This is a genomic window from Polaromonas sp. 39-63-25 (assembly GCF_002278925.1).
Lineage (GTDB): Bacteria > Pseudomonadota > Gammaproteobacteria > Burkholderiales > Burkholderiaceae_C > Polaromonas.
The window spans coordinates 92,700-117,203 of record NZ_NCJH01000008.1 but is presented as its reverse complement, the minus strand read 5'-3'; the positions used below and the strand labels follow the sequence as shown (position 1 = coordinate 117,203).

At 63.9% G+C, this 24,504-nt stretch carries 21 protein-coding genes; 5 read left to right on the top strand and 16 right to left on the bottom strand.

Annotated features, from left to right (window positions below; genetic code table 11):
* Nucleotides 1-24: 24 nt before the first annotated feature.
* The 6 genes from B7X65_RS12210 to B7X65_RS12185 form a co-directional block, all read right to left on the bottom strand.
* On the bottom strand, nt 25-1,311 hold the full coding sequence (locus B7X65_RS12210; RefSeq protein ID WP_293594573.1) for an MFS transporter: 1,287 nt from the start codon (nt 1,309-1,311) through the stop codon (nt 25-27).
* A gap of 5 nt (nt 1,312-1,316) precedes the next feature.
* Nucleotides 1,317-2,072 (bottom strand): MBL fold metallo-hydrolase, encoded by a 756-nt coding sequence (locus B7X65_RS12205; RefSeq protein WP_293594572.1) that lies wholly within the window; start codon nt 2,070-2,072, stop codon nt 1,317-1,319.
* Between the two features lie 14 nt (nt 2,073-2,086).
* Nucleotides 2,087-2,437 (bottom strand): DsrE family protein, encoded by a 351-nt coding sequence (locus B7X65_RS12200; RefSeq protein ID WP_293594571.1) that lies wholly within the window; start codon nt 2,435-2,437, stop codon nt 2,087-2,089.
* A gap of 9 nt (nt 2,438-2,446) precedes the next feature.
* Nucleotides 2,447-3,106, bottom strand: a complete 660-nt coding sequence (locus tag B7X65_RS12195) for a metalloregulator ArsR/SmtB family transcription factor (protein ID WP_293594570.1) — start codon at nt 3,104-3,106, stop codon at nt 2,447-2,449.
* 66 nt (nt 3,107-3,172) lie between these two features.
* A complete protein-coding gene (locus B7X65_RS12190; protein ID WP_293594569.1) occupies nt 3,173-3,634 on the bottom strand; it encodes an isoprenylcysteine carboxylmethyltransferase family protein in 462 nt (153 codons plus the stop codon).
* On the bottom strand, nt 3,631-4,536 hold the full coding sequence (locus tag B7X65_RS12185; RefSeq protein WP_293594568.1) for a sterol desaturase family protein: 906 nt from the start codon (nt 4,534-4,536) through the stop codon (nt 3,631-3,633). The genes B7X65_RS12190 and B7X65_RS12185 overlap by 4 nt, the downstream gene beginning before the upstream one ends.
* 157 nt (nt 4,537-4,693) lie before the next feature.
* Between B7X65_RS12185 and B7X65_RS12180 the strand changes: the two genes are divergently transcribed.
* Nucleotides 4,694-5,779, top strand: a complete 1,086-nt coding sequence (locus B7X65_RS12180; RefSeq protein WP_293594567.1) for a helix-turn-helix transcriptional regulator — start codon at nt 4,694-4,696, stop codon at nt 5,777-5,779.
* A 169-nt stretch (nt 5,780-5,948) separates the two neighbouring features.
* Here the strand turns inward: B7X65_RS12180 and B7X65_RS12175 are convergent, their stop codons facing one another.
* The 3 genes from B7X65_RS12175 to B7X65_RS12165 form a co-directional block, all read right to left on the bottom strand.
* Complete coding sequence (locus B7X65_RS12175) at nt 5,949-7,826, bottom strand: potassium transporter Kup (RefSeq protein ID WP_293594566.1); 1,878 nt, start codon at nt 7,824-7,826, stop codon at nt 5,949-5,951.
* A gap of 73 nt (nt 7,827-7,899) precedes the next feature.
* Nucleotides 7,900-8,586: a response regulator gene (locus B7X65_RS12170; protein ID WP_293594565.1), complete on the bottom strand. Its 687-nt coding sequence runs from the start codon at nt 8,584-8,586 to the stop codon at nt 7,900-7,902.
* 82 nt (nt 8,587-8,668) lie between these two features.
* A complete protein-coding gene (locus B7X65_RS12165) occupies nt 8,669-10,168 on the bottom strand; it encodes a DUF4118 domain-containing protein (protein WP_293594564.1) in 1,500 nt (499 codons plus the stop codon).
* A 179-nt stretch (nt 10,169-10,347) separates the two neighbouring features.
* Between B7X65_RS12165 and B7X65_RS12160 the strand changes: the two genes are divergently transcribed.
* Nucleotides 10,348-11,193 (top strand): YhjD/YihY/BrkB family envelope integrity protein, encoded by an 846-nt coding sequence (locus tag B7X65_RS12160; RefSeq protein ID WP_293594563.1) that lies wholly within the window; start codon nt 10,348-10,350, stop codon nt 11,191-11,193.
* 216 nt (nt 11,194-11,409) lie between these two features.
* On the opposite strand, the gene B7X65_RS12155 is transcribed toward B7X65_RS12160, so the two are convergent.
* From B7X65_RS12155 to B7X65_RS12135, 5 genes are all read right to left on the bottom strand, one after another.
* Entirely contained in the window at nt 11,410-13,026 is a 1,617-nt protein-coding gene (locus tag B7X65_RS12155; RefSeq protein WP_293594562.1) for an ABC transporter substrate-binding protein, read from the bottom strand.
* A 102-nt stretch (nt 13,027-13,128) separates the two neighbouring features.
* Nucleotides 13,129-15,348 (bottom strand): urea transporter, encoded by a 2,220-nt coding sequence (locus tag B7X65_RS12150; RefSeq protein WP_293594561.1) that lies wholly within the window; start codon nt 15,346-15,348, stop codon nt 13,129-13,131.
* Nucleotides 15,348-16,781 (bottom strand): hypothetical protein, encoded by a 1,434-nt coding sequence (locus tag B7X65_RS12145; protein ID WP_293594560.1) that lies wholly within the window; start codon nt 16,779-16,781, stop codon nt 15,348-15,350. The genes B7X65_RS12150 and B7X65_RS12145 overlap by 1 nt, the downstream gene beginning before the upstream one ends.
* Nucleotides 16,778-17,866 (bottom strand): ATP-grasp domain-containing protein, encoded by a 1,089-nt coding sequence (locus tag B7X65_RS12140; RefSeq protein ID WP_293594559.1) that lies wholly within the window; start codon nt 17,864-17,866, stop codon nt 16,778-16,780. The genes B7X65_RS12145 and B7X65_RS12140 overlap by 4 nt, the downstream gene beginning before the upstream one ends.
* Nucleotides 17,863-18,165 (bottom strand): PqqD family protein, encoded by a 303-nt coding sequence (locus tag B7X65_RS12135; RefSeq protein WP_293594558.1) that lies wholly within the window; start codon nt 18,163-18,165, stop codon nt 17,863-17,865. The genes B7X65_RS12140 and B7X65_RS12135 overlap by 4 nt, the downstream gene beginning before the upstream one ends.
* Before the next feature lie 550 nt (nt 18,166-18,715).
* Here B7X65_RS12135 and B7X65_RS12130 point away from each other — a divergent pair.
* On the top strand, nt 18,716-19,603 hold the full coding sequence (locus B7X65_RS12130; protein WP_293594557.1) for a dienelactone hydrolase family protein: 888 nt from the start codon (nt 18,716-18,718) through the stop codon (nt 19,601-19,603).
* A gap of 40 nt (nt 19,604-19,643) precedes the next feature.
* Here B7X65_RS12130 and B7X65_RS12125 read toward each other — a convergent pair whose 3' ends face one another.
* Complete coding sequence (locus tag B7X65_RS12125) at nt 19,644-20,393, bottom strand: SDR family oxidoreductase (RefSeq protein WP_293594556.1); 750 nt, start codon at nt 20,391-20,393, stop codon at nt 19,644-19,646.
* Between the two features lie 195 nt (nt 20,394-20,588).
* Here B7X65_RS12125 and B7X65_RS12120 point away from each other — a divergent pair, with 195 nt between their 5' ends.
* Together B7X65_RS12120 and B7X65_RS12115 are read left to right on the top strand one after the other, a co-directional pair.
* A complete protein-coding gene (locus B7X65_RS12120) occupies nt 20,589-22,373 on the top strand; it encodes an ABC transporter transmembrane domain-containing protein (protein ID WP_293594555.1) in 1,785 nt (594 codons plus the stop codon).
* Between the two features lie 173 nt (nt 22,374-22,546).
* Complete coding sequence (locus B7X65_RS12115) at nt 22,547-23,869, top strand: Glu/Leu/Phe/Val dehydrogenase (RefSeq protein ID WP_293594554.1); 1,323 nt, start codon at nt 22,547-22,549, stop codon at nt 23,867-23,869.
* 130 nt (nt 23,870-23,999) lie between these two features.
* Here B7X65_RS12115 and B7X65_RS12110 read toward each other — a convergent pair whose 3' ends face one another.
* Entirely contained in the window at nt 24,000-24,500 is a 501-nt protein-coding gene (locus tag B7X65_RS12110) for a DUF1178 family protein (RefSeq protein ID WP_293594553.1), read from the bottom strand.
* Nucleotides 24,501-24,504: the final 4 nt, after the last annotated feature.

Genomic DNA, 24,504 nt, shown 5'->3' with positions numbered 1-24,504 from the left:
CAAAAGCTTGGGGGAATCAATGCGTCAGTGCGCGGGACTGAGCCGGGGGTGGGTTTCTTCACCCCAGTGTTGGAGCACAGCACCCGACAGCAACATCGCCACGGCGACGAACCAGAAGGCGGTCTCGATGCGCCCGCCCAGGGCTGCGGCCGCACCCAGGCCCAGCGCGCCTATGCCGTAACCGAGGTCACGCCAGAAGCGATAGATGCCAATGGCCGATGCGCGCCAGTTGGGGTGGGCGATGTCGGCCACCGCCGCGCTGAGGTTGGGGTACAGCATGGCCATGCCCAGACCGGCCATGGCGGCCGAGGCGCTCCACCACGCAGAACCCTGGCCCAGCGGCAACAACGCGACGCCGGCGCCGCACAGCCACATGCCCCAGACATTCAGGCGGTGCCGGCCGACGCGGTCGGACAACTTGCCGGTGAAGAACTGCGCCCCGCCCCAGGTGAAGCCGTAGACACCCACGATCCAGCCGATGCCGGGCAGGCTGACACCCTGCTGGTGCAGATACACCGGCCAGAACGCCCAGACCAGGGCATCAACAAACTTTTCGACCATGCCCGCCTGGCACAGCGCGGCCATGCGGCGGTCACCCCAACTCATGAGGGCAAACATTTCCCGCGTGGTCGGCTGCTCGCTGACGCCCGTCGGGTAGCGCGGCCGCAGCACTTGCGCCGAAGAGGCCGCAGCGTGGCGCTTGACCTCGGCATGGGCCCAGGGCAGCGTCTCCGCCACGCCCAGCCAGGCCAGCAGCGTGGCCAGGCCGATGACGGCAGCACCAAACCACAACAAACCTTCGCGCGGGCCCAGCAGCGAGGCGGCATAACCCGTCACCACACCGGCGATGGCGACGCCCACATAACCGGCAAACTCGTTGAGTCCGATGACCAGTCCGCGCTGGTCGGCACGCGTGATGTCGAGCTTGGCCGTCTGTGTCATCGACCAGGTCAGGCCCTGGTTGACACCCAGCAGGATGGTCGCCAGCACAATCCAGCTCCACGACGTGGCGAAGTAGACGATCAGCGGAATCGGCAGCGCCACCAGCCAGCCCAGCAACAGCACACGCCGGCGGCCCAGGCGTTCAGCCAGGCGACCGGCGGCGAAGTTCATGGCGCCCTTGACGAAACCGAAGGCGACGACAAAGGCCGCCAGCAGCATGAAAGAGCCGCGCGGCACACCAAACTCGGTTTCGGCCAGCGCCGGAACCACGTTGCGCATCATCCCGATGGTCATGCCGACAAGCAGCACCTGCAGCAGTTGCTGCAGCACCTGGCCGAGATTGGCGCGAATGCCGAATTCCATGTTCATTCAGCTCAGGCGTGCGCCGGCTCCGGTGCTGTTCCACGCAGGTTGACAGCGACGATGCGGGCCATGTCCTGCGGCTGCGGTGGAATGTCTGCCGTCAGCGCATCGACGAAGTCCTCGCGCGACATGGCGAGCATGGGGTTGAAACGTTTCTCGAAACCCAGCGTCGATGCGGGTTTGCCGGACAGGCCGGCGCCGCAGGCGCTGCCGGCCTGGTGGCCGGGATAGATTTCGAGGTCGGCGGGCAGGGTCAGCAGCTTGGCATGCAGGGTATCGTGCAGCTGGCCCGCCATTTCCCGCTCGCGGCCCGCCAGGTCGGGGCGCCCGACGGCGCCGACAAACAGGGTGTCGCCGGTGATGACGAACCAGGGCTCGTCGCCCCGGCGCAGGTCGCGCACCAGCAGGCAGATGCTGTCTGGCGTGTGCCCGGGCGTATGCAGCACATCCACCACCACGTTGCCAGCCTCAAGACGCTGGCCGTCCGTGAGGGGCGCGAATTCGAACAAGACCCGTCCCTGGTTGCTCTCGTGCAGGTAATACGGCGCGCCGGCCCGCCTGGCCAGCTCGGGGCCACCCGAGTAGTGGTCGGCATGCACATGGGTGTCGATGACGTGGGCGATCCTGACGCCGGCCTTCTCGGCCTCGGCCATGAACCAGTCCTCGTCGCCGGCGACCACGTCAACGGCCACGGCTTTCGCCAGGCCCGCGCAGCCAAAAAAATAGGACAGGGTGGCATTTTCCGCCGGTCGTTGTTGGAAGAACATGTTTGTCTCCTGAATCAGAACACCAGGACCTTGTCGGCCCAGGCCGTCCATTGGGTGAGCTCGTCCAGGGTGCTGCGGTGCGAGCCGGGGAGGAGGTCCTCGACGCTGATGCCGCGCGCGTCCATGCAGGTGCCGCAGACGCCGATCAGGCCGGCGTGGCTCACCACCGAGCCGAGCATCACTTCGAGGTTGTAAAAGCCGGTAGGCACTTTCTGGAGGCGATGCGCGGCAGACGCGGCGTCACCAATCAGAAAAACCCGGACCTCGTTGCCCGGCTGCCTGGCCAGTGCGCCGGCCAGGCGCGCCCCGTTGTACGTGCGCTCACTGCCGTAGGGCGCGTCGTTCAGGATGAGCAGTGTGTTCATGCCGGTGCTTCAGCTTGTCTGTTCGATGGGCAGGCCACGGGCGCGCCATTCGGCCACGCCGTCGGTCAGGTGAAAAGCGCGGTAGCCCTGCTTGCGCAGCAACTCGACGGCGTCTCTGGCCATCAGGCAAAACGGGCCGCGGCAATAGGCGACAACGGGAACATCCTTGGGGAGCTCTTTCAGCCGCTTCCTGAGCTCGTCCACCGGCAGTGAGCGCGCGTGCGGCAAATGGGCGCTGGCGAATTCCTCTTCCGGCCGCACGTCCAGCACCAGGACCTCACCGGACTTGGCCTTTTTCATGATGGCCGCCCGGTCGATGCCCTCGAGTTCATCGCCGTGCTCGACGATCGAGGCCAACGCGACCTGCAACTCGACCAGCCGCTCCTCGGCTTCGGCGCGCAAGTTCACCCAGAGGTCAGCCACGCTGGTGCTGGCCAGGCGGTACAGGACGTACTTGCCTTCCTTGCGCGTATCGACGAGTCGCGCCATGCGCAACTGTTTCAGGTGGGCGCTCGCAAGCTTGACGCTGATTTCAGCCTGCGCCGCGAGCACTTCGACGGTCTTCTCACCCTGGCAAAGCAACTCGATCAGCTCCAGGCGCTTGGGGCTGGCGACGGCCTTGCCGATGCGGGCGACTTGCTCGTAAAGATGGTCCTTGATGTGTCTCATGCCATCAATCTAACGTTTGTTAGATTGTTTGTCAACCTCCGACGGCTGACTCGCGGGAGGAAAGCCTCAGAGCCATCGGCGCACCCGTGTCTGGTAGGCGGCATAGTCGGTGCCGAAGAGCGATGAAAGCGCGCGCTCCTCGGGTCCGATCTGGAAACGGTTCATGTACAGCACGAACACAGCCAGGTAGAGCAAGGCCGGCGGGCTCGCCAGGAAGGCGACCCACCCAAAGAGCGTGAGCAACAGGCCGATGTACATGGGATTGCGCGTGAAGCGATAGACACCGTTGGTGACCAACGACGATGTCGCGTCTGGCTTGAACGGATGGATGGTGGTTCCCGCTCGCCGGAACAGAAGGATGCCGCAGATACTGATGCTCTGGCCGATGGCAACAAGAGCCAGCGCCGCGCCCAGTCGAAATCCGTACGGCACGGGCCATGGCTCGAAAAGCAGGGACGTGAGCCACATGAGAAGCGCAAGGCCCAATGCCAGCACCGGTGGGGGAATTTTGAGTTCGAGCGTGTTCATGGCAGTTGGCGTGCCCGCAGGGAAAATGTCAAAGTGTGCGGTGAGATGGCGATGCGGGGGGTTTGATCCTCCTTCGATGCGAGGGCTTTGGATTCGCAGCCACGACGCGCGGCACGTGCCTGGTAAAGCCGGCCGGCCAGCGCCCAGAGCCTGTCCTGGTAGCCGGGATGCTCGGTGCCGCACCAGCGGTCCCACCAGACAAAATATAGGCCATAGTTCGCATGCCCATGGGCATGATGCAATTCATGGTGCAGCGTGGTGGTCAGCCAGCGCCCCCACCAGCCTGCGAGCCAGGCCCTTGGCACCAGTTCGATGCCGGCATGGCCCGCCACGTTGCGCACGATCATGTGCGCCATCCACAGAAAGACCACGAACTGGTGTGCCGGGACAAGCAGCAGGAAAAGGGGCAGAAAAATGGCCTGCACGAAGGCTTCAGCAGGCGCGAACGAATACGCCGCCCAGGGTGTAGGCGCAAGCGATTGGTGGTGCGTGCGATGCACCCAGCGGAACAGGCGGCGATGATGCATGAGCCGGTGGGTCCAGTAGAACCACGCGTCGTGCAGGATGACCATGACAAAGAAACTGGCCAACAGCCAGGGCCAGCCGAATTCCCGGGGAACAAGATAGATTTTCATCACCCCCGCGTGGTACCCCAGCAAAACACTGGCACCCACCAGGGAAAAGACAAGCACAGTCAGCATGGAATGGCCGAACTCGCGCAATGGCTGTCCACCGGCGACCTGGCGGATACGAACCGTTCGGCGTTCCCGCCAGGCGGCGGGTGCGCATGCCAGGGCGACAACCAGACCGCCCGCGACGACCAGATAGCGCAACAGGTCAGCCAGCCAGATGCCTGGCCAGGCCGCGACGACCGCGGCCCAATAATCCTGGAAACAGGTCATGAAGATCTCCTTGACGTTGAAGTGACGCCAAATTTAGAAAAATTGCGGTCAGGCGTCTGCCCGATTCCGGCGAATGCTTGCCGTTTTATCGAAAAGGCCAGACATTGAAGGTTTTGGCGAGATCGGACGCCGCCCTTGTGACATGCTCGGCACTGCCATGAACCTGATCGAACCTTTGCTGCGCGGTGCAGGCATCGCCATGGCGATCCTGCTGCTCCTGGTGACTGCTGCGCGTGGCGGCTGGCGCCTGCGCGCCGACTTGCTGCTGATGCTGTCTTGCGTGACCGCTTATCTGGTCTGCGCCTCTCCCGCCCGGCTGTGCGGCGCCGAGCCCGGCGCCCTGCCCCTGGTGCTGGCAGCCCTGGCGTTTCCTTTCGCGTTTTGGCGGCTGGCCTCGGTGGTGCTGGAGGACGACCGGCACGTCCCCAGGGTGGCTTGGGCTGCTGCCACGGCCATGATTGTTGGCGGCCTGCTGGCCGGGGTGGACTACCTGCCTGTCCCGCCGCACTGGAGGGTGGTGCTGGGTGGCCTGAGCAAGGTGATGGCAATTGGTTTTCTGGGTTCGGCCGGTGTCAGGGCCTGGCGCAGCCACGAGGGTGATCTGATCGATGCGCGCCGTCGCCTGCGCTGGATTGTGATGGGCGCGCTGGGGTGCTACAGCCTGGTCGTCGTGATGGTGGAGATCTACCTCCAGCGCTCGGCCCCGCCCCCCTGGCTGGATCTGCTCAACATCACGCTGATCGTCCTGGCGCTGCTGGCCAGCGCGGTGTTCCTGCTGGGCGTGAGGCCGCAGGCCCAGGAAGCGCTTTTCGAACCGGCCGCGCTACCCGGCAAGGCAAGCGAGCCCGCGTCCTTGCCCGGCGCCAGGGTGGACGGTGATGCGGCGCTGGTTGACCGGCTGGCCGTCCTGATGCGTGATCAGCATCTTTACCGCGACCCGGAACTTTCGGTCAGGCGTCTGGCCTCTGCCCTGGAGGTGCCGGAATACGTGTTGCGGCGGCTGATCCTGGCGCGTCTCGGACACCGCCACTTTGCCGCCTTCGTCAATGACCACCGGTTGCGAGAGGTCACGGCGCGTATGTCGGACCCGGCGCTCCATCGCCGGCCCATTTTGACGCTGGCGCTGGAAGCCGGGTTTGGATCCATCGGGCCTTTCAACCGGGCCTTCCGAGAGCGCCACGGCATGACACCTTCCGAGTTTCGTGAGCGGTGCGTGGTGAACTCGTCCGCTGGGCGCCATTGAGGCATTCCCGGGGATGTTCACCGGGCAGTCCTGAAGACAGTTGGGCGATGTCAAAACCGCTCTTTTCCTTCACCGCGGGTGAACAAGCTCCTGAGAAACGGCACCACAGGCCGTGCCTGGATCTTGTTCGCACACGCAAACAGCGAGTTGCCCCCGTTCCGACCCGGGCTCAGATCTGCACCCGCGTCCCCAGTTCAATCACGCAGTTGTTGGGCAGGCGGAAAAAGGTGGCCACGCTGCCTGCGTTGCGGGACATGATGGCAAACAGGGCTTCACGCCAGTGCGCCATGCCGGCGCCCCGGGTCGGCACCACAATTTCGCGGCTCAGGAAGTAGGACGTTTCGAACAGGTTGATGGGCAAACCCTGGGCCTGACAAAGCGCCAGCGCCTTGGGGATATCCGGTGTGTTGATGAAACCGTAATTCACCTGCACCCGCCAGAAGCCCGGCACCAGCGGCGTGACCTGGACGCGCTCCTCGAACGGGATCCACGGCACATCGTGGAACACCACGGTGAGGATCAGGTTGCGCTCGTGCAGCACCTGGTTGTGCTTGAGGTTGTGCATCAGCGCCTGCGGCACCGTGTCGGGGTTGGCCACGGCATAAACGGCGGTGCGCGGGATGCGGCGCTCCCTGTCTGCGGCCAGGGCCGTGATGAAAGGCAGCAGTTCGGGGTCGTCGCGGCGCATGCTTTCGATCAGCAGCTCCCGGCCACGCCGCCAGGTCGCCATGACAACGAAGATGGCCGCACCCAGCACCAGCGGGAACCAGCCGCCCTGCCAGAACTTGAGCGAGCAGGAAATCACCAGCAGCAGGTCGAGCGCCAGAAACACGCCGGTGGCCGCAAGCGCCACCGGCAGCGGGTAGCCCCAGGCATGGCGCACCACAAAAAACGTCAGCACGGTGGTGACCAGCATGGTTACCGTCACCGCGATGCCATAGGCCGAGGCCAGCGCCGACGAACTGCCGAAGCCGACGACGGCCAGCAGCACCGCCACCAGCAGCAGCCAGTTGACCTCGGGCATGTAGATCTGGCCCGCCTCTTTGGCCGAGGTGTGCTGCACCTGCATGCGCGGCAACAGCCCCAGCTGCATGGCCTGTTTGGTCATGGAATAGGCGCCGGAGATCACCGCCTGGGAGGCGATCACCGTGGCCAGGGTGGCCAGCACCACGGCGGGGATCAGCCAGCTTTGCGGGAACAGGTGATAAAACGGGTTCTCCAGCGCGGACGGGTCGCGCATCAGCAGCGCGCCCTGCCCCATGTAGTTGATGGTCAGGGCCGGCAGCACCAGGCCCATCCACGCGAACTGGATAGGCCGCTTGCCGAAGTGCCCCATGTCGGCGTACAGCGCCTCGGCGCCGGTGAAGGCCAGCACGATGGCGCCAAACGCCACAAACATGTGCCAGCCCTGCAACCGCAGGAAGGAGAACGCCTGCAGGGGGTTGAGCGCGGCCAGAATGGCGGGTTGCTCGATGATCTGCAACAGGCCGGTGAAGGCCAGCACACCAAACCACACCACGATGATGGGCCCGAACAGCTTGCCCACCGTGCCCGTGCCGTAACGCTGCATGGCAAACAGGCTGATGAGCACCGCGATGGAAACGGGCAGCACATAGGGCTTGAGCACCGGCGTCACCACCTCCAGCCCCTCGACCGCGCTGAGCACGGAAATTGCCGGCGTGATCACGCTGTCGCCGTAAAACAGGGCCGCCCCCAACACACCGGCCAGCAGCAGGATCACGCGCCGCCGCGGCGTCTTGCCGGCGGCCTTGGCCGCCAGTGCCGTCAAGGCCATGATGCCGCCCTCGCCGCGGTTGTCGGCGCGCAGGATCAGCAGCACGTATTTGAGCGTGACGACCAGCATCAGGCCCCAGAAGATCACCGACGTGGCGCCGATGAGATGTGCCGCGTCCAGCGTTATGCCGGTGGCGGGGCTGAAAATTTCCTTCATGGTGTACAGCGGGCTGGTGCCGATGTCGCCGTACACCACACCCATGGCGCCCAGGGTGAGCGCCGCCATGCTTTCGCGGCCGGAAGTCTTGGTCATAACCATCCATCAACAGTGAACAAGGCTTCACTGTCGCCGCCGGGGCATCAGGAACGCATAAGTGCGCAGCAGGTCAAGCGGTCGCCAGGCGGTAACCCACCCCGGTTTCAGTCAGCAGATGGCGCGGCTCGGCCGAGTCACGCTCTATCTTGGCCCGAAGCTGACCCATGTAGAGCCGCAGATAGTGCGTGTGCTCGGTGAACTCGGGCCCCCAGACATCGGCCAGCAACTGCCGGTGGGTGACCACCCGGCCGGCGCTGCGCACCAGCCGCGCCAGCAACTTGTATTCGGTCGGCGTCAGGTGCACGGGCTGGCCGTCGCGCAGCACCACATGCGACTGCAGGTCGATGTGCAGGTCGTCCAGCACATGTTCGGTCACCGCGGCGGCCAGCGCCGTGCCGCGATGCCGCAGCGCCACCCGGATGCGCGCCAGCAGTTCGCCGACGCTGAAGGGCTTGGTCAGGTAGTCATCGGCGCCGGCATCGAGCAACAGGATCTTCTGCGCCTCCTGGTGGCGCGCCGACACCACGATGATGGGAATGGCCTTGTGCCTGCGCACCTCACGCACCAGCTCGACCCCGTCGCCGTCGGGAAGGCCCAGGTCCAGCACGATCACGTCGGGCGGGTGGTGGCGCAGCATGGCCCCTGCTTCGCTCAGTGACACGGCGGTCTGCACCTCGAAGCCCTCCACCGACAACGACGATTGCATCAGCGCGCGTATTTCACGGTGGTCCTCGACCACCAGCACACGAAGCGTCATGGCAGCCCCCGCGCTCGGCACGGCGTGTCCTCGCTGCCCCCCGAGGGGGTGTTCGCTGGCTTGAAGCGGTTCTGCGCTGCGCTCATGGCCCTTCTCCCCGCGACGGCTGCACCTCGATCGGCAGGGCCAGGGAGAAGCAGCTGCCACCGCCCTGGCGGCGCCTGAGCGTCAGGCGCCCCCCATGCGCCTGGGCAATCGCGCGGCACACCGCGAGGCCCAGCCCGGCGCCACGCGGGCCCACCTGGTCGCCCCGGACATAGGGTTCAAAAATGCTGGCCTGCGCGGCATCGGGAATGCCATCACCGCGGTCCTTGACCGAGACCACGAGTTCCCCGCCCTCGACGCCCACCGTCAGGTCAATCGCACCCTCGCTGTACTTGAGGGCGTTGTCGAGCAGGTTGCCGAGCAGCTGCGCAAGCAGCACCGGATCGGCCTTGACCAGCGGCAGCCCTTCGGGCACCCGGGACCGGATGCGGCGGCCCGGGTCGCGCTGGCGCACCCGCGCCAGCACCGCGCCGACAATTTCCTCCATGGACTCCCAGTCGCGCCGGAGTTCCTGCGCCGAACTGCTCAGGCGCACGAGTTGCAGGGTGTTCTCGGTCACCGCGGACAGGTAGGCGGCCTCGCCGGCAATGCTGCCCAGCAGGCGGTCCTGCTCGGCCGGGCTGAGCTTGTCGCGCTGCGTCTGCAATGAGGAGGCGGCACCCACAATCGCGGCCAGCGGCGTGCGCAAGTCGTGCGATATCGCCGCCAGAAATGTGCTCTGCAATTGCTGCTGCTGCGCCTCGCCTTGCGCGGCCAGCATGGACGCGGTCAGGCGCAGGCGCCACACCGCCTGCGCCAGCAGCGAACACAGCGCCTGCGCATGCTGGCGGCCGTCTTCGTCCCTGGCCAGGGCCGGCTGCACACAGGCGGCCCCTGTCACACGGCCTTTTTCGCCCAGAGGCAGGTACCAGGCATTCAGCCCCGGCCAGCGCCCGGTGCCCGGCCCCAGCAGCGCCGCATCGGCCATGCATTGCCGCATGCCATCGCGCACGGAAGCATCCAGCCCGTCGGCGTGTTCCAGCTCGTTGCCGGCAGTTGTGAGCACCAGAAAACAGGGGCCGGCAAAGGCGGCGTTCAGGGTCGTCCGGCCCACCGTCAGCACTTCTTCCCGGGAGTTGGCACTGGCAAGCGCCGTGGCCAGGGCCTGCAACTGGCGCGCGCGCCGCTCGTTGAGGCGGGCGAGCCCTGTCTCGCGGCGCAGACCCGTGGCCAGCCGGCTGATGACCAGGGCAAGCACCAGCATGGTGGCCAGCGCAATCAGGTTCTCCCGGTGGTCAACCTCGAAGGTCCAGCGCGGCGGAACAAAAAAGAAATTCAGCGCCGTGACCGCCCCCACCGCGCACACCGTCGATTCGATCCAGCCCAGCCGGTAGGCCGCAATCACCACCGCCAGCACATACACCATGGCCAGGCTGGTCAGCGTCACGTAACTGTCCAGCACCAGCCCGACCGCTGTGGCTGCCGCCAGCAGCAACACCACAACGAGCCAGTTGCGGGCTGAAGGGCTGCCGTTTTGCGATGTTCCCGGGGTGTTCATGCTCCAGCCAGCGTACCACCTGCCGCATCAGGATCGCATCAGGATCGGGCTGCCCACCGCGCCGGGCAGTGTCATCGCCGGGCGGGCTTTGTCGCGCGGATGCCGCGTTTGAGCAAGCAAGCTTCCACATTTCCCCAACGCCGGGCCAGAAACTGCAAGGACGTGGCTATATTGCTGCCATGACCACTGCAAGCCGAAACCAGGGCAACCTGATCACCCGCATCCTCCGGCGCGGCCGGGAGGAACGCCTCGCCCAGGCGGCGGGCGGCCTGACCTTCACGATGGCGGTGTCCATGGTGCCGCTGCTGGCGGTGAGTTTTGCCCTGTTCGCGCGCATCCCGGCCCTGCGCGCGGCCGGGGAAGCGATTCGCGAGCACCTGCTGCGCGGCCTGCTGCCGGCCGACATCGCCAGGACGGTGCTGAAACACCTGGCGCAATTCGCGGGCAACGCCAGCGGCCTCACGCAGGTGGGCTTCGCAGTCCTGCTGGTGTCGGCCCTTACGCTGCTACTGAGCGTGGAGAACACGCTCAACCGGATCTGGCGGGTGAAGAAGCCGCGCACCGTGCTGCGACGGCTGGCCCTGTACGTGGCCATGCTGCTCACCGGCCCGGTGATCATCGGTGCGAGCCTGTGGGCCGCGTCCTATCTTCTGGCTGCCTCCAGCGGACTGGTGGGAACGCGCCCCGCCTGGCTGCCGCATGCCCTGAACCTCGGGCCCGTGGTCCTGAGCGTCGCCGGCTTCGCCTGTCTGTTCCGCTTCGTGCCGCACACCATTGTTCGGTGGCGCGATGCGATCGCGGGCGGCCTGCTCGCCGGCATCGCGTTTGAGCTGGGCAAACACGGCTTCGCGATTTACCTCGCCAACGTGCCCACGTACCGCACGATCTACGGCGCCTTCGCGCCTTTGCTGGCTTTCCTGGTGTGGGTGTATTACTCGTGGCTCGTCACGCTGGCCGCAGCGCTGGTCAGCGCCAACCTGCCGCGGGGCGGGGCGCAGCCGGCGCGGCGGCTGTCGCGCGCATAGCCGGCCCCGCCTGCCTTGTGCAGGGCAAACCCGGCATCACGCCGGGTTTGCAAGCCTTTCAGGCCTTCAGCCCTTGACCAACAAGCGCAAGCAGCTATCAAATAAATAGCTGCTCAAGTCCACATATTCAGGTGAGCCATCGCGGCACCGGCCGGGTCCGCCAAGGCCTGCCAGGAGGCCCATCGACACCTCGGTGCCAATGGACCCCCATGACGCTTACATCCAGCTTTTGCCGACCTGGCGCAGCATGCGCTTCCACCAAGGCAGCTCGACCGACATGTTCCAGTAGAACTGGATAGGCGATGTGATACCGGTGACATGGCTGCTGAAGGCAACCGGCTCGAAGAACTGCCCGAGGATGCCAAAGGCGCCGATCTCGATGAGCCGCTGCTGTACTTTGGCAGCAAGCACCTTCTTTTCATCCAGAGTGGCGGCCTGTTTGAAGGCCAGGCGATATTTCTCGAGTTCCGCGTCCTGCGGCCAGCCGAACCAGCCGTTTTCACGGTCCCCGGAGAAGGCGATAAAACCAGGGTCCATGACATCACCGGCCAGCCACCAGGTGTGAAACATGCTCCAGCCACCGTCCTTGGCCGAGCCGCGATTGGCACGTCGCTGAGTCAGTGTTGCCCAATCCATGTCCTGAACGTCAACCTTCATGCCAATCAGGCGCAATTTCTCGGCGGTCACCTTGGTAAAAGCCGATATGACGGGGCTGTCCACCGGATTGAGGATAACGACCGGCGTACCGTCATACTTCGCCGCCTGCAGCGCTTTCCGGGCGGCGTCAAGGCTGGTTGATTTCATGACGTCGCTGGCAGCGTTGTTGGAATAGGCCGTGCCGCAGGGAAACACCGAGTAACAGGTGCGCCAGTATTTCGGATCCCCAAGTGCTGCGCTCATGTAGTCTTCCTGCTGCATCGCCATCGCCGCAGCACGCCGCACCTCCACATTGTCAAACGGTGGCAACAGCGTATTGAACCGGGCCATTCCGATATTCCCGAGCGGATCGGTGGACGCAACAACCACATCCTTTTTGCCTTCGAGCGTGGGAACAAGTTTGTTCGACGGAGATTCAACATAGTCGACTGTTCCGTCGATCAACGCCTGGGCCATTGAGGCCTGGTCCGGGAAATAGCGCCACTCAATCATGTCTGCCTGGGGGACCTTGCCGCCAGCGGCCATCGACAGCGGCTCGACGCGCGCCACATAATTGCGGTTCTTGATGTAGACCGCCTTTTTGCCCGGCACCCAGTCTTCCTTTTTGAAGATGAAGGGACCCGAGCCGGTGGTATCCTGAATGGGCTGGGAAGGATCGGCCTGGGCAACCCGCTCGGGCATCATGAACGGCACGTTGGACGACATTTTGGCCAGCGTCTCAAGCACGTTCCCATTGGGAACACGCAACTTCAGGCTGATCGTCCTGGCATCCAGGGCTGTCAGGCTCTCGACATCACTGAACATCTGCTGGCCCACGCCGTCGCGCTTGCTCCAACGCTGAAGCGATGCAACACAATCGGCAGCAGTGACGTCTTTTCCGTCATGCCATTTCAGACCGTCACGCAGCCTGAATGTCCAGACCTTCTTGTCCGCAGACATCGTCCACGTGTCGACCATCTGCGGTTTCGGCTCGAAGTTTTCATCCATCGCAAACAAGGTGTCATAAACCAGGTACCCGTGATTGCGCGTGATGTACGCCGTCGTCCAGACGGGATCGACGACCTTGAGTTCAGCGTGGGGCGCAACCCGCAGGACGTTACCCGCGCATCCAGCCAGCAGCAGGGGCAAAGCCAGTGCGGCCAGAGGCAACAGACGATTTTTTTCAAATTTCAGCATTTTCATACTCCTTAAAAGATAGACGGCAAACAAAAAAAACAGGTGGCCAGCAAGCGCAGTCAGAACAAAGACTGCGGGGCAGGTCAGGCTTGGGCCATGGCATCACTCCTTCGCCAGGTCGCGCGGCTCGTACGACAGCAAGGTGTAAACCAGCGTCCCGCCCTGGAAATCGGCCTGCACCCTGACGGGGCCACGCAGCATGGCAAAGTCACAGGACACCGTGAGCGGCAAGGACGGCGAGCGCGTCTGCACATGGCTGTCGATCTGGAATGAATGGCCGGCTTCCGCAGGCGTCGGCATGCATCCGCAGGACACTTTCAGAAACTGGCGTTTGAAGTAGGGAGCCAGCGCCAGCACCAGCGGGCCGAACAGCCCACCAGGCGGCATCATGGGCGGAAAATCGCTCCAGGCCATGCCAGGCCTGGCCGCATACGGGATGGATGGCACAGCAAGCGCGAGCAACTTGAGAAAGGGCGACGTCACCTGCCTGAGCTCAACGAGGCGCCAGGCGTCGGGATCGAGCCTGGAGACCAGACTGCCGTTTTCCCCCGCCCTGAAAACATGCTGTCCCAGTTCGTCCAGATGAGTGTCAACCCGCAAGGTCCCGGCCGAAGAATGCTGTCGAAATCCCCGTGGAATATGCCCGCGGGCTTCCACAACCCAAACCGCGGATCCCGGAACCATGCCCGCCAGTGCCTGATAGACCACCCTGTTCGATGGTGCCGCCATCACGACATCGCCCTCCCCCGGGACAGCCGCGGCGTTCCATGACCACGAAGCGCTTTCGGTCTGGTTACCGGACAGGAAATTGGCCAGCCGGAATGGCGTTGTTGGCGAACCGGGCTCAGGCGCGTCCTGGTGTTGCAGGTGCAGATGCGGAACCGGCGAGCGCCCGGAGTTGCCGACCAGCCCGATATAACTTCCGGTTTCCACGCGCGTGCCCGGTACGACTGACACCGTTCCTTGCTGCAAATGAGCCAGCAGAGCACAGCCACCGCGATCAAGGCGGATGACAACGTGGTTGCCCCATCTCTCGGCGTAATTGCACACGCCCAGCGCGTTGTCCGGGACCGAGTTTTTGATGCGCTCGACGATGCCTGAAACCGGCGAGATGACACGGGCTCCCCAGATGGATCCGGAGGCCACGGGGCGCTGGAAATCCAGCGCATGGCAAAACACACCCATGTGGCTGAGCTTGCCATCGAAGCCCTGCGAAATTTTCAGGTCACCCTCCACTGGTACGGCAAAGAGGGGGTAATACGGCCCGAACCGCTTGTACCAATACGCCACCCGCCACCACTTCTCCTCGGGCGTGATCTCCGACATGAGATTTCTCAGTCCGATGGACCGATCCCGGGTGAATGCACCTATACCGACCCAGATCGCCACACCCGAAGAAATCGGCAGGTAGGCAATCGCCGACCAGTTTGTCGTGTACTGCAGCACCAGCGCAAAGAATGAAGCAGCGCACCCGCCAACGGCCGCCACCAGCAGGGTCAACCTGCCCGGCAGGAAGATCACTGCGCCCAGCGCCATGCCCGCGATGAAATAGTTGTACGACACGGGCAGCCAGTAATAAACCAGATACATCTCCTGGAAAGCGAGCGCCACGCATACGCCACTTATCCAGCCAACGATGCCGTTGAGGAACATCGTCCGGGACCAGCACAACACGCCCACGCAAACCAGCAGACCGACCCTGGCGTCAGGCAGGTACATCAGCGACCCCATCGACCGCAGAAAGCTCTCCACCCAGCCCAGGGCGTCAACGGGCGCAGGCCAGGGTTGCATGGCGTTCGCCGAAATCACCGTGCACTGCGGGCAGACACTGAACAGCATGACCGCCACGAGGCAATACCCCCAGAGCAGCGGCGGGAAAATGCTTCTGGAGAAAGCGCGCATCAATGTGGCCGACACGAGGGTTGCCGCGATGGCTGCTGCGCCCGCCATCGCCAGCCGGGGGGTCCAGGCCAGCCCCAGCCCGCTGGTCATCCACCCCGTCACGACAGCGGCCAGCAAGGCATTGGCCTTCAGCCCGCCGCCCAGGATCGGTCCATCACTGATGCGGAGCAGGCGCTTGATCGAAGCACCAATGACCAGCCCCAAAAGGGCGAACACGACATAGGGAGGGTTGAGCGCGAGGGCCAGCCACAAAAAAACACCAAGCAGGGGATGGGGAATGAACAACACCCCCCCCAGCGCAAGCCCTGCAGGAGAAAGCCACGCGTCCAGTTTTCTGCGCACGGGGCCTGGCGTGCGGCGAGGGTGTACCCCGACCGCCGCCGGTGCAGGCTCATGTGTGGAGCGGGCTTCTGTGAGCATCAAGGCTTCTTGTCCAGATGGGCAGGCAGCCGCTCCGGTCGCTGGACATCGTCGAGCACCTCACGCGTACGAATGATCTCCGGCTTCCCGTTCGCCCCAATCATGACCACGGCGGGTCTGTAGGAAATGAACTGCATGGACTGGGCCAGGTTATAGGCACCGACCGGATACAGCGTGACCACCTCGCCAACGTTGAGAGGGGGAAGATCGATGCGGTAGCGAACGACGTCGATCGCCATGCAAAGCGGGCCATAAAGCCGCGCCGTGGAAAGTGGCGCGTTGATTGATCGGGACGGGAGTGCGTCGATCTGGTACCAGGCTGCCGTGTAGAGAAGGTTGATCCCCGCATCAAGAACATAACTTGCCAGTGCGTCTTCGCCCAGGAGCGTCTGCTCCTTGTAATCGCGTCCGGTCAGGTCCGAGCTGACGGCCAACGGGTCCCGAACCCCCTTGATGGCGACCACCGAGCTCAACAGATAGCCGGCGTTGTCGACAAGATGACGCCCGCTCTCAAAGCGCAGTTGGGGCCGTTTTTTCGCCGGCAAACGATTCAGGACCTCGGTGATCGCATCGGCGTACGCTTCAATGGGGGGAATCACCCGCTCGGCCGGACCTTCCATGCCATGCAGCAGACTTTGGGATGGAAAGCCACCGCCCAGATTGAGACAGGGGACCAGGTGCTGGTGCTCGACAAAAATCTGCTCGCGCAAGGCGACAAGTTTCGTGGCCGCAACACGGTATGCGTTGGGATCCAGAATGTAGGTTCCGATATGCGTATGAAAGGTATGCAGCCTCAGATGGGGGTTTTTCAGGATCCTCTCTGCAGCACGTCCGGCCTCGCCGTTTTCGATGGCAAAACCGAACTTCGACCAGACCGGCCTGATGCCCGCATCAAGCCAGACGCGTATGCCGATGTCGAGCGGCTTCCTGAGATGCCGGGTGAGTTCTTCGATGACCCCGAGCTCATCCCAGTTGTCGATCTGGATCAGTGCACCTTCGCTGATTGCAAGCTCAAGAATGCTCCGCGACTTGTAGGGACCATTGAAAATAATGTCCTTGCCCGGGATGCCCAGTTTGCGGGCCTTCTCATATTCGAAGTCTGAAACAACTTCAGCCGTCCAGCCTTCCTGATGAAATACCTGGCAAACCGCGTTGAGGTAATTGGTCTTGTACGACCATGCAAAGTTTGTGTCCTCATAACGGCTTCTGAAGGCCTCGCGCATGCGTCGAGCTTTCTCGCGCAAACCATGCTCGGAGAAAACAAACAGTGGTGATCCGAATTGTTCAACGAGCGACGCCACAGGAATGCCGTCTATCTCGAACAAGGTCGGTGCGCGCGTACCGCGTGCGTACAGGTTGCGGTCGGCAGCTGCATCAAGGGCCTGGCGTCCGAGTTCGGGGCCAATGCTTGGCGGTAAATAGTCGCGGTTCATGAAGTGCTCTCTATGGGGGCTGAACGGGGTTTGAAAATGCGCTCGCCGCTACTGGCCATGTCGGCAAAACTGGAAAACTCGCCCACGAGATCGACGCAGTGGCGAACAAACATCTGGCCGGCGGCGCAGGTTCTCAGCGGCTGCGGTTCCTGGTCAAGGAGCCGGTCAAGAAGCAATGCTGGAAGGTTGCAACCTATTTGAGACGGGAAATCAATCCACGCCGGGAAACGCGGATTGATTTCCATCAGTGCGTGGGGCTTGCCGGGGGCTTTGAGAAACTCCAGCTCGAACGGGCCATCCCAGCGCAGCTCATGGATGATGCGTTGCGAAAGATGATCAATCTCGGGGTCCTCCACCACAATCCCGGCGAATCCCTTGCCGTGCGATGTCCGGAGCAGCTTCCGGATGGTGCAGCTTTTTACAATGCGTCCCTTGCCATCACCGACGCCGGCAACGTCGTACTCCTCGCCGGAGAGCAGTTCCTGAACCATCAGCGGCCAGCCCCACACCTTGACAATTTCGTCGTAGGCCTGCGCCAGGTCTGCCCGCGACCTGGCGAGATTCGCGTTATAGAGCCTGCCCTTGACGTAGACCGGATAGCCGATCTCCTGAGCGCATCTTTCAACGGCAGCCGGGTTGTTCGCCAGTTTCGTCACGGGCACGGGCACACCGATGCGCCGGCAAAAATCGTACAGATCCGCTTTTCCCCGCGCCTTGAACGAATTCGGCGTGGGAAGAATGCAGCCAATTCCCCGTTCCAGCAGCTGGGGATGAATGGCCATGTAATTTTCCAGCTCTGAATCGAGACAGGGGATGACAAATCCAAGATCCTCCTTCTCGCGAATCATGTCCAGGCGCTCCAGAAGCGCAGTCGCTCCGGCACCCGGAAATGGAATCAGGTAGGCCGCATCCGGATGATCGGCCCCTTGCCCATACAGGCTGCTCTCCATGGGGTCATAGGACAAACCAATAATGCGCAGGTCCGGGAAGCGCCGGCGCAAGCTGGCGATGACTGCCGGACCAGGCTGGGGGTTTTCGCCGCGGTGCAGGCCGGTGACCGCGACGGCTTTCATCTGTCTTTTCATGGGGCTCGCTTCGTCTGGAAGTTGTCGAGAAGCCCCAGCGCTGTGAACTGGTTCAACAAGAGTTCGGTATCGCGAACCGCAGTTACGTGATCGACCCCATAACGGGTTGCGATCAGATCCGCAAATTGACCTGTTTTCGCCCCGGCTTCAAGCGCACGAAGCAGGTAGTCTGCTGCCGGGCTCAGTCGATAAAACATGCCGGAGCTTGTGTTCAGAACGAACGAACCATCGTAAAAACGCAAAGTGCCAGCCCGTCGCGATGCGCCCGTCCTGGCTGCTTCCTTCTTTTTCTCAGGCATGTTGTGTCTCGCCCCTTATTTCGTTTGTGTTATCCGTAAATGCCGAGGGACAGCTGCAGATACCGCGAACTGCTACTAGAAGTAACAAACTGTAGGAAGAAGGTTAAACGTCTGACGTGTGGAGGGTGTTGATGTAGGTCATGCAGGTCCGCCGGTGGAAGCTGACTGCAGGGCCAGGGCCGGCCTGCGTCATCCGGGCCACCGGGTGCAGGCAAGCAGCCTCGACGACGGCTTGCATTCGGTCAAATCAGCCACAGCTTGAAGGCTGGCAGTGAAAGGGAGAGAATCAAGATATTGGCGGGATGGCAAGGACAGCGCCCCGCCAAGCATTCAGCCATCACATGACCTCGAGGGAATCGGGACGATGAATCAGCCTTTGTACAAAACCGGATGGTCCATGGCGGGCGTCCAGGTGGCGCCTGTTTTCGAGAGACGGAAAAGTCAACGAAGGAAATCCGGGAGCCCTGCGTCGGCTCCGGGGAGGCCATTCGTCGAGAGGCGGACCGACCGCAGGCGGTCGGCTTACATTGCTTTGTGGTGTTTGCCGTCGATGTTTGTAGCCGCCGCTCATGCCGGCGACAAAGTGCATTTCCAGGCCAGTCGTGCCTACACGTCGGCGCATGTGACCCTGAGGGCCGACATATCGAAGCCCCCCGGAAATGGCCCCTTCCCGGCCGTGGTTCTCATGCATGGCTGCGGCGGCTGGCAACCGGCGGTGCGCTACACCATGAATGGCTATGCGGACTATCTGGTTGGCAAGGGATTTGTCGTTCTTGCCCTCGACAGCTTTGGTCCCCGGAACAACGGTGGCGGCAAGGTTTGCGAAAGTGTCCCCCAGCAGGTCGATGCGCTTGACTACCGTACCCACGATGCCTACGACGCATTGAACTACCTGAAAACCCGGACGTTTGTGAATACCAGCAGCATCTTTCTGATGGGACAGAGCAATGGCGGGAGTGTCGCCATCAATGTCGCCAAGGGTGATGCGCCACATGGAAAAACCGCCGGGGAAGGTGGTTATCGCGCCGTGGTGGCCTATTACCCGTGGTGTGGCTCATTCGGCAATCGCAGGGTGAATCTGGCGTCACCCTTGCTGGTATTTGGTGGCGGGCAGGACAGCTGGACACCGACCCAGGAATGCCAGGGTGTTCGTTCAGCCGGGGCGGAGCTGGACATCAAGATTTACCCCGAGGCGGCTCACTCGTTTGATCTCGATATCGTGCCTCAGCGCTATCTGGGCAATCTCGTGGGCCTCAACAAAGTCGCCGCAGAAGACAGCCGGGAGCGCATGGTGTCATTTTTCATCAAGCACACCAAGAATGACGGGTGGCAAGCCACCCGCCCTGTGAAGGCTGAATCACTTCCCTCCGGAGATGACGGGAAACTCATGAATGCAGGCACGGAATCCGTGGCTGCGGGCCCGTCGATCTACAGGTAATCCACCGGAAGGTTTCCGGTCCGGATCACTGGCTGGCCGCTCAACGCGCCAGGTAACCACCGTCCACCGGGTAATAGGACCCGGTCACAAAAGAAGCCTTGTCCGAGGACAGCCAGACCACCAGCTCGGCCACTTCTTCGGCGCGGCCGAGACGACCTATTGGATGGGCACCGACCAGCATGGCGTTGATGGCGGGGTCTTCTTCGAGGCCGCTGATCATGGGGGTGTGGATGAAGCCCGGTCCGACGGCGTTGACACGCACGCCGTGTGCGCTGTATTCGAGCGCGGCCGCTTTCGTCAGCCCGACCACGCCGTGTTTGGCGGCGGTATAGGCCGGGGCGCCGGCAAAACCGACGTTGCCGAGGATGGAGGCGACGTTGATGATGGAGCCACCGCCGCTTTTGAGCATGGCGGCAATCTGGTACTTCATGCCATAAAACACACCCGACAGGTTGATGTTGATGACCTGCGCCCAGCCGTCCAGCGGGTAATCAGCCGTGGGGGCTTGCGGGCCGCCTATGCCGGCGTTGTTGCAGGCGATGTCGAGCCGGCCGTGCAGCGCCAGGGTGCGCGCCACCAGCGCCTCGCCGTCCTGCGGTTTGCCTACGTCGGCCGCCACAAACATGGCGTCGCCGCCCAGGGCCCGTACCAGCGAGGCCGTTTCCTCACCGGCCTGTTCGTTGATGTCAGACACCACCACCCGGGCGCCCTCGCGCGCCCAGACCAGCGCAATGGCGCGGCCAATACCTGACGACGCGCCGGTGACCAAGGCTACCTTGTTTTTCAGCATGTGTTTATCCTTTATGTGTTGCGCGGCACGGTGCCGCCCCCTGCAGCCTGACAACCCGAGCGCAACGCGCGGTGATCACTGCAGTGTTGATTGTGGGCTGCCCCCCGGCAGCGTGCTTGATCTATGACAAGCCGCCAAAAGGCCATCCGGCTTTCTCGCCCGAGCCCGCCCGGCCGTGCCGACTAAACTCCCCTCATGGCCACTTCCTCTCCCTCCGACGCGCCCAAGGGATCGCCGCGCTCCCTCTCGGGCCTCGTGCCCTTCCTGCGTCCGTACCGCGGCCGCATCGGACTGGCCATCTTCTTTCTGGTGATGGCGGCGGTAGCCACGCTGGTGTTTCCGCTGGCGCTGCGCGGCCTGATCGACGGCGGGCTGGGAGCGGGCGACAAGGGGGCGCAGCTGATGGCGCTGCGCACCCACTTCTTCGAGCTGTTTGCGGTGGCGGCAGCGCTGGGCCTGTTTTCAGCCGGCCGCTTTTACATGGTCAGCTGGCTCGGCGAGCGCGTGACGGCCGACCTGCGCAACGCGGTGTATTCGCACGTGGTGCGGCAAAGCCCGGAGTTTTTTGAAACCACCCAGACCGGCGAGGTGCTCTCGCGCCTGACCGGCGACACGACGCTGGTGCAGACCGTGGTGGGCTCGTCGCTCAGCATGGGCCTGCGCAACGCCGTGATGGGTATCGGTGCGCTGGGCATGCTGGTGGTGACCAACCCCTACCTGATGGTGCAGGTGCTGGGCGGGCTGGTGCTGATCGTCGTGCCCTCGGCATGGTTCGGCCGGCGCGTGCGCAAGCTCTCGCGCGCCAGCCAGGACCGGGTGGCCGACTCCAGCGCGATTGCGGCCGAGGTGCTCAATGCCATCCCGGTGGTGCAAAGCTACACCGCCGAGGCGCGCGAGGCCGCACGTTTCGACGAATCGACCACCAATGCCTTCAACACCGCCATCCGCCGCACCCGGGCGCGCTCGGTTCTGGTGGCCTTCATCATCATCGCCACCTCGGCGGCGCTGCTGTGGGGCCTGTACCAGGGCACGCAGGCGGTGATGCGCGGTGACATCACCGCCGGCCACCTGGGCCAGACGGTGGTGTACGTGATCATCCTGGCCAGCGCCACCGCGGTGCTGGGCGAGGTGTATGGCGACCTGCTGCGCGCCGCCGGCGCCACCGAACGCTTGATGGAACTGCTGGAAACCCGCTCCCCCGTAACATCACCGCCCAATCCGGTGCCAGCTCCCGTGGTACGGGCGGGAAGCGCTATCAAATTCGAAGCGGTGACCTTCCACTACCCGTCGCGCCCGGCGCAGGCGGCGCTGAGCGACTTCTCCCTGAGCGTGGCGTCCGGCGAAACCGTGGCCATCGTGGGGCCCAGCGGCGCCGGCAAAAGCACGGTGTTCCAGTTGCTGCTGCGTTTTTACGACCCGGCCACGGGCCGCATCGAGCTTGACGGCGTGGCGACCCGCGACCTGGCGCTGCACGACCTGCGCCAACGCATCGGCATCGTGCCGCAGGACGCGGTGATTTTCTCGACCAGTGCGCTGGAGAACATCCGGTACGGCAAGCCCGGCGCGAGTGACGACGAGGTCCGGACGGCGGCGCAGGCGGCCTTTGCGCATGAGTTCATCATGGCGCTGCCGGAGGCTTATGACACCTTTCTCGGCGAACGCGGCGTGCGCCTGTCGGGCGGGCAGCGCCAGCGCATCGCGATTGCCCGCGCCATGCTCAAGAACCCGCCGCTGCTGCTGCTGGACGAGGCCACCAGCGCCCTCGACGCCGAAAGCGAACGCATGGTGCAGGCGGCGCTGGAGTCGGCCATGCAGGGCCGCACCACGCTGGTGGTGGCGCACCGCCTGGCCACCGTGCAGAAGGCCGACCGCATCCTGGTGCTGGACCACGGCCGGCTGGTGGAGCAAGGCACCCACGCCGAACTGGTGAGCCGCGGCGGGATTTATGCGCGGCTGGCCGCGCTGCAGTTCAACGCCTGAAAGCATGCGCTTCCTTGGGGCACGGCGCAGGCGGACCTTGCTGAGCGACCAGGACGTTCCGATTCAAGACCGTGATTATGCGTTTCATGCATAACAACCCATAAACCCGGCCTTGGACAGGCGGACACGGCGAGCCTAAGCTCTGCGCATTGATCTTCCACCAGGAGTTTTTGATGTCGCAAGCTTCCAGCCCCGCCGCCACAGTCGGCGCCCCCACGCTTTTGCACCCCCTGCCCTCCTACCTGCAGGCCGACAAGCTCGGCCCCTGGGGCAACTACCTGCAGCAGGTCGACCGCGTGATTCCGCACTTGGGCAGTCTGGCGCGCTGGGCCGAAACGCTCAAGCGGCCCAAGCGCATCCTGATCGTCGACGTGCCCATCCACATGGACGACGGCACGGTGGCGCACTTTGAAGGTTACCGCGTGCAACACAACGTCTCGCGTGGTCCGGGCAAGGGCGGCGTGCGTTTTCACCAGGACGTGACGCTGTCGGAAGTGATGGCGCTGTCGGCCTGGATGTCGATCAAGAATGCCGCGGTCAACGTGCCCTACGGCGGCGCCAAGGGCGGCATCCGCGTGGACCCGAAGAAACTCTCGCGCGGCGAGCTCGAGCGCATGACGCGCCGCTACACGAGCGAGATCGGCATCATCATCGGCCCGAACAAGGACATCCCGGCGCCCGACGTCAACACCAACGAGCAGATCATGGCGTGGATGATGGACACCTACTCGATGAACACCGGCTCGACCTCCACCGGGGTGGTCACCGGCAAGCCGGTGGACCTGGGCGGCTCACTGGGCCGGCGCGAAGCCACCGGCCGCGGCGTGTTCACCGTCGGCGCCGAAGCGGCCAGACACATCGACCTGGACATTGCGACCGCCCGCGTGGCGGTGCAGGGTTTTGGCAATGTGGGCGGCGTGGCCGGCAAGCTGTTTGCCGAAGCCGGTGCACGCGTCGTGGCCGTGCAGGACCATGGCGGCACGATTTACCGTGAAGCCGGGCTCGATGTGCCCTCGCTGCTCAGACACGTGGCGGAGACCGGCAGCGTGGCCGGTTTTGCGCAGGCCGAAGTCATCGCCGACGACAAGTTCTGGGACGTGGATTGCGAGATCCTGATCCCGGCCGCATTGGAACAGCAGATCACCAGGGACAACGCCGGGCGCATCAAGGCACGCATGATCATCGAAGGCGCCAACGGGCCAACCACCCCCGAAGCCGACGACATCCTGCAGGAACGCAATGTGCTGGTACTGCCCGACGTGATTGCCAACGCCGGCGGCGTGACCGTCAGTTACTTCGAGTGGGTGCAGGATTTCTCCAGCTTCTTCTGGGACGAAGCCGAAATCAACGCGCGCCTGGTGCGCATCATGAAGGAAGCCTTTGCCGGCGTCTGGCAGGTGGCGCAGGACCACAAGGTCAGCCTGCGCACTGCAACGTTTATCGTGGCCTGCAAACGTATTCTGCATACACGAGAGCTGCGCGGTTTGTACCCCTGAAGCATGTGACCCCCACGGTCGCTCACTACGTGTAGCTCCCTGCCCCCCCCGAGGGGGGCCGCTGCGCCTGCGGTCTGGCAAAGCCAGTCCCGCGGCCCTTGCTTGATTGCGACCGGGAGCTCGTGGCTGCTTACTGAAGCGTTTCCTTGACGGCCTCGGCCAGCGGCAGCGGCATCACGTCGATGCCCTCTTCCAGCAACTCGACCGCTTCCGCCCGGCTGGCCTGGCCGCGGATGCTGCGCTGTTCGGCGTCGCCGTAATGCATGGCGCGTGCCTCGTCGGCGAACCGTTCCCCCACATCCTCGGTGTTGGCCATCACGTGGCGCAAGGCCTTCAGGAACTCGGCCTGCACGGCCGGGCTACCGGCGCCAGCCATCACCTCATGCACCGGGTTGCCGGCCGGTGCAGCCGCGGGCACGGACAGTTCACGCGAGGGTGAAGCCACTGCCGGCGCCCCGCTCGCGGCGCCCAGATTGAGCCGGGGGGCGCTGGGCATTTTCCGCACGGCCGGGTCGGCGCACAGCGGGCAGGTCACCAGGCCGCGCGCAAGCTGGCCCTGAAAATCATCTTCCGACGCAAACCAGCCTTCAAAGGCGTGCTGGTGCGAACACTGGAGGTTGAGGACTTTCATGGGC